Raw genomic sequence first — 8,519 nt, forward strand, 5'->3', positions numbered from 1 at the left:
TATAATGACTTAAGCCTGATTTTGCTAAAATACATACCTATAAATGATTTGGTAAATCGCGCTTATGGCAACCATCAATTATGAACGACTACAAGGTAAGCTCAATATCTTAGCGGACGCTGCTAAGTATGATGTCTCTTGCTCATCCTCCGCAGGCACTCGCAAAAACCAAGGCGGTGGTCTTGGTGATGCTTCAGCAACCGGTATTTGCCACAGCTATACCGAAGATGGTCGCTGTGTCAGTCTTCTTAAAATCCTTTTGACCAATCACTGCATCTACGATTGCGCATATTGTACCTCACGTAAAAGCAATGACACCCTGCGCGCTGCTTTTAGCGTCGAGGAAGTGGTTGATTTAACCATGCAGTTTTATCGTCGTAACTATATCGAAGGATTATTTTTAAGCTCAGGGATTTTTAAAAGTGGCGATTATACGATGGAGTGCTTGGTCGAGGTCGCCAAGATACTGCGTACCCGCGAGCGCTTTAACGGCTATATCCATCTAAAAACTATCCCCGGCGCGTCAAAAGAATTGTTATTAGAAGCGGGGCTTTATGCCGATCGCCTTAGTGTCAATATTGAAATTCCGACCAAATCAGGTCTGGCATTGCTCGCTCCAGAGAAGTCACATGATGAATTAAAAGCACCAATGGAAACCGTTAAAACTGAAATTATCACTATCAAAGAGAGCCGTAAAACCCATAAAAAAACACCTAAATTTGTGCCAGCGGGTCAAACCAGTCAGATGATTGTTGGCGCCAGTAATGAGACCGATTTGCAAGTCATACAGCTATCGAGCCATTTTTATCAGCAATATGATTTAAAACGTGTTTATTACTCAGGTTACGTACCGATGTTGTCTGATAGTCGCCTGCCAGCGATTGGAGCGCCTGTGCCGATGATACGTGAAAACCGTCTGTATCAAGCGGATTGGCTGATGCGTTTTTACGGCTTTGGTGCCCATGAAATCGTTGAGCCTGACTCGCCATTTCTAGACTTAGATTGCGACCCGAAACTTGCTTGGGCAACCCGCCACCGCGAGCATTTTCCCGTTAATATCCAAACCGCCACTTACGAGATGATTGTGCGTATTCCCGGTATCGGTACCAAAACCGCTAAAAAGATAGTGAAGGCGCGTAAGTTTAATCAGTTGACGCTTTATCACTTGAAGAAAATGGGCGCGGCGGTCAATCGTGCCAAGTACTTTATCGCAACAACGGGTAAAAACGAGCATTTGGCGCATTTAACCCGTGATAATTTCCGTCAATATGTACTGGCGCAAACGCAGACCAAATATAAAGACCAACGCAACGGTCAATTAGCGCTGTTTTAATCAGCATGGTTTTAGTCGGCATGGTTTTAATTGCCACTATTTTAAATAGGAACATAAATGTCACAGCTGATGCAAAGTCACGATTACATTGTTGGTCACTTAACGCCCAGTATTGTGCTTTATGAGCCAAGTTTTGAGGGTTGGCTCAGTGCCGTTTTTTACGTGTATGCCAATAAATTACAAGACGATGAATCACTACAGTTAATTGCTCAAGACTGCTATGTGCCGTCATTAATCGCTCAGGCAAAAAGCGTTGCTATCGACACCAACAAAGCCGAGCGCGTACTGACAAAGCTTCATAATTTATTAGGTCGCTCAGGTATGCGCAATATCCTCTGGGGATTTTTATCAGAAAAAGCTCATATCGGCACCACTTTATTTCAAGTAATTAAATACGCCATTGACTACCCTAGCCGCCATATTATGGAAGATTTGGGTAATCTGAATGTTTTGGAGTTGGTACAAACCGTCAAGTCGGTCGGTAGAGAAAAACACCGCATGGAAGCCTTTGTGCGTTTTGAGCATACCACTGACGATATTTACTTTGCCCGCGTTGAGCCTGATTTTAATGTACTGCCTTTGATTGGTGAGCATTTTCGCCAGCGCTATCAAGATCAGCATTGGGCGATTTATGATGTGGCGCGTGGCTATGGCATTTATTATGACAAAAGTAAAAGTACCCCGTCGCGCCCTGCTGACCTACAAACCATCACTAACCTAGATGATACGGTACTGCGTAATCCTGCCAGCATTCATAGCGAGGACGAGCAGCGTTATCAAAAGTTTTGGCAAGGCTACTTTACTAATGTCAATATCAAAGAGCGTAAAAACCCACGGCTACATAAGCAATATCTGCCGCAGCGCTATTGGAAATATCTCAGTGAAAAGCAAGTGCTACCAAATGCTGAGCATTTACAAAAACGTCGCTAGTTTAGTAACGTTACCTATTGCCAACTGCTTATTCTCAGCTAAGAAAAGCATGGCAAATTTGACCTTATCTTTTTATCTTGGTGGTTGAGTTTTCGGCACTTTTAACTGACAATAGCAGCTTGATATCCTATTTGGTGACCGACGCTATTATGAAAGTTATGCGCTTACTGTCGTCCTTAAAGCATGATGAATCCGAGCGCGGCATTTTTCATCTGGGTCGCGCTTTGGTTAAAAATGGTCATACTTCCATTATCATTGCCAGCGCCGATGAAGAAAATGACTTGGTCAAACGCCTAAAGCGCGATGGTAATATCTACCATCAGCTGTATATGAATAAGAAATCTTGGCTGTCACTGCTACAAGTCGCCCCGCTGCGCCGCTTGATTGAAAAATACGACCCTGATGTCATTCATGTGCATTCGCGCACCCCTGCATGGATATTGCATTTGGCCTTGCGCCGCGCCCGCCTCAAGCGTCGGCCAAAACTGGTCTCGACCATGTATGGCTTTTATCCGATTAATAAATACTCACAAGCCCTGCTCGATGTCGATACCATCATCACGGTCTCTGATAGCGTCACCAATTATCTAAAAAAAGGCCTGCGCCGTGAGGAGCTAGAGCCTAAAGTTATTAAGCGCATCTACCGCGGTGTCGATACGCGCCGTTATCCGTATCGACACAACCCTTCTGTGTATTGGCTGCGCCATACCTTTGCCGAATATCCTGAACTTGAGCACAAAAAATGGCTGGTTTTTCCGACCATCATCGGTAATGAATATGGGCAAGAATGGCTGATTGATATCTTGGGTAATCTGCAAGAACAATTTCCCAATATTCACGTCATTATTATGGACGATGACTACCGCGAAGGTGATGTGGCGCATGAAGATTTTCGCCAGCGCAGCAATACGCTTGGATTGTCTGAGCGCATAACTTACGTCGGCAGCAAACGTAATGATATGCGCGAATGGCTGTCGGCGGCCAATATCGTCATGGCGCTTGCCAATGAGCCAGAATCGATTGGCATTAATGCGCTGCAAGCAATTCACTTAGGCACGCCAGTCATTGGCTGGGATCAAGCGGCCTTTAGCGAGATACTACAGCCACTTTATCCGCAAGGATTGGTCAAAAAATACAACGCCAAAGCGCTCTGTAAAGCGGTGCGCAACCAGCTAGAGAGTGTCACCCGTCCTGAGATGACCAATAAATTCACCATGCGTGAGATGATTGAACAAACCCTACTCGTCTATCAAGGGTTATATGACCAATCGCTTGCAGAAGAACAAGCGCTGGCGGATGCAGCAGCGGTTAAAAGAATCAAAAAGAGTCTGAAACCAACGATAAAACCTTTTGATAAACCTTCTGATCGTTTAGTCAATCAAGAGCCTGCGCTACCCATTAATCTCAAAAAGGATAAAACAAGAGCGCAAGATAATGCGGTTATGAAATCTGATAAAGAAGTTGTGCAACATAAAGACAGTCTCACTTTAAAGGATAAAAAACTGAATACTGCCTCTTTAGATAAGCACGCTTTAAAGAATGATGCGTTAGATAATAAACCGTTATAAAAAGCCAATCTCGCTAACGGTTTGGTGCAAGATTATTGATTGATAAGATTGATGCTATGAATATGTAAAGAAAGCCTAACGCTTACGCTAGGCTTTCTTTATTTTGAGAAAATCTTATTTTTATTTGGGTGGATTATCCTTTAACCACAGCTGATTGACGATTTTTAACTCGCGTAACTCCTCTGCCATGATAGATTCACTGATGCCTGGATATTTCATGACAGCATAGCTATAAAGACCGATACCAAGCGCCGTCCAACCAAAGAAAATCCACCACTCGATAGCGCTCAGCGCTGACGGCATACCCGGCATATATAAGATGAGCAAGCCGATGCCCAGTACGATGGTAAACATACCGACCAATTTGCCCGCTGGCACTCTAAACGGGCGCACCATATCTGGCTCACGGTAGCGCAAGACTAAGAAAGAGATGGCGACACAGGTATAAGCAATCACGATCCCAAAACCACCAGCATCAACAATCCATACTAGCATTTTACGACCAAATAAAGGCGCAAGCGTCGCCAAACCACCGATTAATAAAATGGCGTTTTTTGGCGTCTTATACTTCGGATGTAGCTTGCCCAAAAACGCGGGCAACATATGGGCTTTTGACATGGCATAAAGTAAGCGACTGCCACCGATTAAAAACGCGTTCCAACTCGACAAAATGCCTAATACACCGCCAATGACTAGTAAAATGCCCGCCCATTTTCCATGCCACGCATTGGTCATCGCATCAGCGGTCGCTAAGGTTGAGCCTTGTGCTTGAATGAGCGGCAAAGTGCGACCGACACTCCATGCCACGCCGACATACCACATCACCGCAATAATAATAGAGACAATCAAAAACTTACCAATATTAGGACGGGTCAGATCAATCTCTTCGGCCGCTTGCGGGATGACGTCAAAACCGACAAACATAAACGGCACCATGACAATCACCGTCATCATACCGCCAATACCACCGATAAAGGCAGGCGCTTGCACGGCGGTTGAGTTCGCAGGATTATAAATTACCGCACCAATAAACAATAACGTACCGACAAATAAAATACCGAGTACGGCTGTTTTTTGGAACCAAGCGCTGACTTCCATGCCGCGAATATTGAGCCAAGTGACGATGATTGAGCCTAGCATACCGACCCCGACCCACGTGGCATACACATCCCAGCCCGCTATCGTCCATAGATAGCCTTGATTATAATTGGGAATAAAGTATTCAACCACCGTCGGCAGTGCTACTGCTTCAAAAGCAACGACCGAGAAGTAACCAAATAAAATACTCCAAGAGCAAATAAAGGAAACCGTGACGCCAAGCGCACGGTGGGTATAGGTATGCTCACCGCCGGTGACTGGCATTGATGACGCTAGCTCTGCATAGTTAACACCAATCATGATAACGGCCAAACCACCAATCATAAACGCTAACATCGCGCCCCATGTGCCCGCCGCTAAAATCCAGTCCCCTGCTAAAACGACCCAGCCCCAACCGACCATAGCACCGAATGCTAAAGCAATAATGTCAAACATGCCTAGCGATTTTTTTAGCTCAGACATAACCTACTCCTTGTCCGTGTGTCATCCGTGTCAGCCCTTTTTAACGGCACTGATACCCACTATTTTTATGTAATAGGGCGCTGCCCTTTTTTATCTTTTCCTGCCTATCGAGCGATAGATTTAGTATTCAAAAACTGCTTAGCAGAGACAGCAACGGCGTCTTGATTTGCAAGGCGCCGTTGTAAAACTTCTACTCAAAGCAGCACTGTCATTATCCTAAGCTTAAGCTTTCATCTTTTAAATTAACGCCTTGAGCAGTCAAAATACCTTTGATAATATCAAGGCCTTCTTGTAGCACTTCGTTCTCTACTGTGAGCGGTACCATCACGCGAATGGCGTTACCATACATACCACAAGACGCGAGCAGCAATCCTTGCTCGAAAGCTTTGGTTTTTAGGTTGGCAGTCGCCGCCGCATCAGGCTTGCCATCGCTGTCGATTAGCTCAAACGCTAACATCGCGCCTTTATGGCGAATATGACCGATGCTGCTGAGGTTCAAATCTTTTAAAAACGCTTCGATTTTGTCACCAATCTCAACACTACGCTCAAGTAGATTTTCTTCTTCAATGACTTCCATGACAGCAAGCGCAGCCACACAAGCCAATGGGTTACCAGAATACGTACCGCCCAAACCGCCGACTTGCGGGGCATCCATGATATCAGCACGGCCGATAACGGCAGAAATAGGATAGCCACCCGCTAAGCTTTTAGCACTGGTCATCAGATCCGGCTCAACATCCAATTGTTCAGACGCAAACAAGGTACCGGTACGAGCAAAACCACACTGGACTTCATCAAAAATCAGTACGATGCCATGCTCATCGCAAATTTCGCGCAAGGCTTTGGCAAACGATGGTGTCACTTGATGGAAACCGCCCTCGCCTTGTACGGGCTCAATAATCATCGCTGCCACTTCACTTGGATCGATATCCGCTTGGAAAATCATCTCAAGGCTATGCAATGCTTGTGCTTCGGTCACGTTTAGCTCTTCTGCTGGGAATAACGCATGGAACACAGGACCTGGCATCGGGCCAAAGTTCTTTTTATATGGCAATACTTTACCCGTTAGGCTCATGCACATCAGCGTACGACCATGCCAACCACCAACGAAAGAGATGACACCCGGACGACCGGTTTTTGCACGGGCAATTTTGATACAGTTTTCGACCGCTTCTGCGCCCGTAGTCAAGAACAAGGCTTTTTTCGGACCGCTGATAGGCGCTTTTTCGCAAAGCTTTTCAGCAAGCTCGACGTAGCATTCATAGTTAACCATTTGCGCGGCAGTATGGGTAAATTTGTCTAGCTGCTCGTGCACACGCTGGGTGATTTTTGGATGGCTGTGACCAGTATTCAGTACTGAGATACCGCCGACAAAGTCAATATAACGATTGCCTTCGATATCCCACACTTCTGAGTTTTTTGCTTTTTCGGCAAAAATAGGAAAGGCAATGCCAAGGCCTGTTGGCAAAACAGCTTTACGGCGCGCAAGTAATGATTGATTGGTAGTCATAAGAATATCCTTTTCTTTCTTCTTTACGTAGATGCCAATGATGGTATGGCGGTTTATAAAATAAGCTGTGGCTAAATTTGGGATTCATGCTGCTGAATCCCGTTAAATGCTAGGTGAAAATCTATAAAAAACAAATGGTTAAAATATAAAACAGCTAACCATTAGCTCTAACTATTAACTAACATCAGAGCACCAATATTTGGTCACGACATATTCTTCAATGCCGTATTTTGAGCCTTCGCGGCCAAAGCCTGACTGCTTGACGCCGCCAAATGGTGCGACTTCGGTAGAAATAAGACCGGTATTATGACCGATGATGCCGTACTCTAAACCTTCAGTGACACGCCATGAGCGAGCATAGCTGCCGCTGTAGAAATATGCCGCCAAACCATAAATGGTGTCGTTGGCTTGACGAATGACATCGGCTTCATCTTTAAAGGTAAAGATAGTAGCGATAGGACCAAAGATTTCCTCATGGGCGATATCCATGTCACTGCTGATATCAGTAATCACGGTTGGGTTATAAGACAGTTCTGATGCGCCGTTGGTGCTGCCGCCCGTGATAAGAGTTGCGCCTTTATCTAACGCGTCTTTGAGCAGCGCTTGTACTTTTTCCAACGCCTTTTTGTTAATTAAAGGACCAATATCCACGCCTTCATCCATGCCATTACCGACATTAAGCTCAGCGACTTTTTGTACAAAGACGTCGAGGAATTTGTCTTTGATATTATCCTGCACGTAGACACGGTTGGCACAAACACAGGTTTGACCCGCGTTACGATATTTAGAAGCGATTAAGCCTTCAGCGGCTTTTTCAAGATCGGCATCATCAAAGACGATAAATGGCGCATTGCCGCCGAGCTCTAATGACAGTTTTTTGATGGTTGGGGCACACTGTGCCATCAAGGTACGACCGACTTCGGTAGAGCCAGTAAATGACAGTTTATGAATGCGTGCATCGCCGGTTAGGATATCGCCGATGGTTGACGATTTGCCCGTGACGACTTGAATAACGCCTGCAGGAATACCGGCTTGCTCAGCCAATACCGCTAATGCCAATGCAGAAAATGGCGTTTCGGTCGCAGGTTTGATAATCATAGTACAGCCTGCCGCTAGTGCAGGAGCTGCTTTACGGGTAATCATCGCTGCTGGGAAGTTCCAAGGTGTGATAGCCGCGCAGACACCGACAGGCTGTTTTAGGATGACATGGCGCAATTGGGTTTGATTGGCAGGGATAACATCGCCGTATACGCGCTTACCTTCTTCAGCAAACCAGCGGATAAAGCTATTGGCATAGCCAACTTCCCCGCGTGATTCGGTTAAAGGCTTGCCTTGCTCGGCGGTCATAATGATGGCCAAATCTTCTTTATTGGCATCGATAAGGTCGGCCCACTTTTGCAGTAGTTCCGCCCGCTCTTTGGCAGTTTTGGCCGCCCACGTGATTTGCGCCTCATGAGAAGCCGCAACCGCGTCATTGACATCATCGGTCGTCAGGCTCGGTACGTTACCGATAATCTCACCGTTAAATGGATTGCTCACGTCGATAGTCGCGGCATCACTGGCATCATGCCAGCCGTCTTTGATAAAGCACTGCTGTTTGAGTAGGTCTGGATTTGAT

The 8,519-nt window shown here is 45.8% G+C and carries 6 protein-coding genes; 3 read left to right on the plus strand and 3 right to left on the minus strand.

Translation table 11 applies throughout. The annotated features are described in order from the left end of the window. The first annotated feature begins 64 nt into the window (after nt 1–64). From CXF58_RS08065 to CXF58_RS08075, 3 genes are all read left to right on the plus strand, one after another. Nucleotides 65–1,333 carry a putative DNA modification/repair radical SAM protein gene (locus CXF58_RS08065; protein ID WP_102077154.1) on the plus strand — a complete coding sequence of 423 codons (1,269 nt, stop codon included), beginning with the start codon at nt 65–67 and terminating at the stop codon, nt 1,331–1,333. A gap of 57 nt (nt 1,334–1,390) precedes the next feature. Next, nucleotides 1,391–2,263 carry a TIGR03915 family putative DNA repair protein gene (locus CXF58_RS08070; protein ID WP_102077155.1) on the plus strand — a complete coding sequence of 291 codons (873 nt, stop codon included), beginning with the start codon at nt 1,391–1,393 and terminating at the stop codon, nt 2,261–2,263. 149 nt (nt 2,264–2,412) lie between these two features. Beyond that, the gene (locus CXF58_RS08075; RefSeq protein WP_228706575.1) at nt 2,413–3,831 is read left to right on the plus strand and encodes a glycosyltransferase; all 1,419 of its coding nucleotides are present in this window, start codon (nt 2,413–2,415) and stop codon (nt 3,829–3,831) included. Nucleotides 3,832–3,951: 120 nt separating this feature from the next. Here the strand turns inward: CXF58_RS08075 and CXF58_RS08080 are convergent, their stop codons facing one another. From CXF58_RS08080 to CXF58_RS08090, 3 genes are all read right to left on the minus strand, one after another. Then, a complete protein-coding gene (locus CXF58_RS08080; protein WP_102077156.1) occupies nt 3,952–5,391 on the minus strand; it encodes an APC family permease in 1,440 nt (479 codons plus the stop codon). Nucleotides 5,392–5,602: 211 nt separating this feature from the next. Next, nucleotides 5,603–6,901: a 4-aminobutyrate--2-oxoglutarate transaminase gene (gabT, locus tag CXF58_RS08085; RefSeq protein ID WP_102077157.1), complete on the minus strand. Its 1,299-nt coding sequence runs from the start codon at nt 6,899–6,901 to the stop codon at nt 5,603–5,605. A gap of 174 nt (nt 6,902–7,075) precedes the next feature. After that, nucleotides 7,076–8,519: NAD-dependent succinate-semialdehyde dehydrogenase (locus CXF58_RS08090; RefSeq protein ID WP_102077158.1), on the minus strand; the 1,444-nt coding region annotated here is incomplete at its 5' end.

This window comes from Psychrobacter sp. Sarcosine-02u-2, from assembly GCF_002836335.1.
Classification (GTDB): Bacteria; Pseudomonadota; Gammaproteobacteria; order Pseudomonadales; family Moraxellaceae; genus Psychrobacter; species Psychrobacter faecalis.

Bases quoted from the DNA above. Each gene is read 5' to 3' on its own strand.
- CXF58_RS08070 (WP_102077155.1), top strand. From the start codon at position 1,391: ATGTCACAGCTGATGCAAAGTCACGATTACATTGTTGGTCACTTAACG.
- CXF58_RS08080 (WP_102077156.1), bottom strand. From the start codon at position 5,391: ATGTCTGAGCTAAAAAAATCGCTAGGCATGTTTGACATTATTGCTTTA.
- gabT (WP_102077157.1), bottom strand. From the start codon at position 6,901: ATGACTACCAATCAATCATTACTTGCGCGCCGTAAAGCTGTTTTGCCA.
- CXF58_RS08065 (WP_102077154.1), top strand. From the start codon at position 65: ATGGCAACCATCAATTATGAACGACTACAAGGTAAGCTCAATATCTTA.
- CXF58_RS08075 (WP_228706575.1), top strand. From the start codon at position 2,413: ATGAAAGTTATGCGCTTACTGTCGTCCTTAAAGCATGATGAATCCGAG.